This window comes from Streptosporangium sp. NPDC051022 (assembly GCF_040683035.1).
Taxonomy (GTDB): Bacteria; Actinomycetota; Actinomycetes; order Streptosporangiales; family Streptosporangiaceae; genus Streptosporangium.
The window spans coordinates 1-1,078 of sequence record NZ_JBFBCF010000096.1 but is presented as its reverse complement, the minus strand read 5'-3'; the positions used below and the strand labels follow the sequence as shown (position 1 = coordinate 1,078).

The following is a 1,078-nucleotide window of genomic DNA, read 5'->3' as shown; positions in this document are numbered from 1 at the left end:
GCTCGTGGCGGTCACGTGTGGCGGCGAGGTTCCACCAGTCGTCGTCGTCCCATGCGGCGTCCATGGGGACGCTGTTGGGGTTGTCGAGGAGCATCTCGGCTTCGGCGACGATGCGAGTCATTCGGGCGGCGATGGGGCGGCCAGCGGCGTCTTCCGCGTCGGCGAGACGTAGGAGGTAGGCGGCTCGGCTGGGGCTGCTGGTTGGCATGGGGGGGGCTCCTTGGAGGTGTCCGGTGGGTGACCACACCCTGTTCGGCTGCGGAGGGTGTGTGTTCGGAAGCTTTGAGCGATGTCCGGTGGGTGTCCGGCACCCGTCGAGGCGTGTTCGGTGGATGTCCGGGATGTCCGGCGGGGATGTTCGGTTACTGAGCGTTGATGTCCGGCGTGTCTAGTGATCTTGTCCGGAGGGTGTTCGTAAGATGTCCGGGCCCTACTAGCCCCTTACGAACACCCTCCCCCGCCCTATAGAGAAAGCGGCCCCCGACCACCGATGTCCGGCATCCGCCCGCCCCGCTCACCGTCCGTGAGGCGGGCCGGGCGGAGTCCTCACACGTGCGCACGCTCCAGCGGGGAGCCGACCAGATCCCAGCCGTCGGCGTCCGGCCGGCGGGCGATCCAGCCCTGCCCTTCCCACCGGTCGGTCTGCCGGTACAGGAACGGCCGCTTGCGCTGCACCTCGGTAAGCCACTCGGTCAGCGTGCTGGTCTCTACCCGGCGCGCTCCGGAGCGGTACAGCTCATCCAGTAGCTCATCCCAGATGCGCTGCGCCTGGGCGGGGGAGAGGGGAGGCGGGGTGTCCTCGTCGGCCTCTTCGCCGTTGTCCTCGACGTCGGCGGTGATCTCCTCGTCCGGGTCGACGTCGCGGAAGTCGGCGGGAGTGGCGTCCTCGCCGAGCTCGCGGTGGCGGGCGGTGTCCAGGCGCCGGAACATCTCTTGACGATCTTGTTCGTTTTCTTCCTCAGCCATCGTCTCGGCCTCCTCCTGCTCCGGCAGAGCCTCGCCCTCATCGGCGTAGGCGTGCCGCGGCTGGCTCTGACGCGGTGAAACCGGCACCTCAAGCTCCTGCGGCACAGCAGGC

1 protein-coding gene and 1 pseudogene are annotated in these 1,078 nt (G+C 68.6%); both read right to left on the bottom strand.

Annotation, left to right across the window (positions count from 1 at the left end; all coding sequences use genetic code 11):
- The coding region (locus AB0N02_RS47365) for a hypothetical protein (protein ID WP_363961779.1) at positions 1 to 208 on the bottom strand (208 nt) is incomplete at its 3' end.
- Positions 209 to 546: 338 nt separating this feature from the next.
- Positions 547 to 1,078: pseudogene (locus AB0N02_RS47360) on the bottom strand (hypothetical protein); the annotation flags it as partial.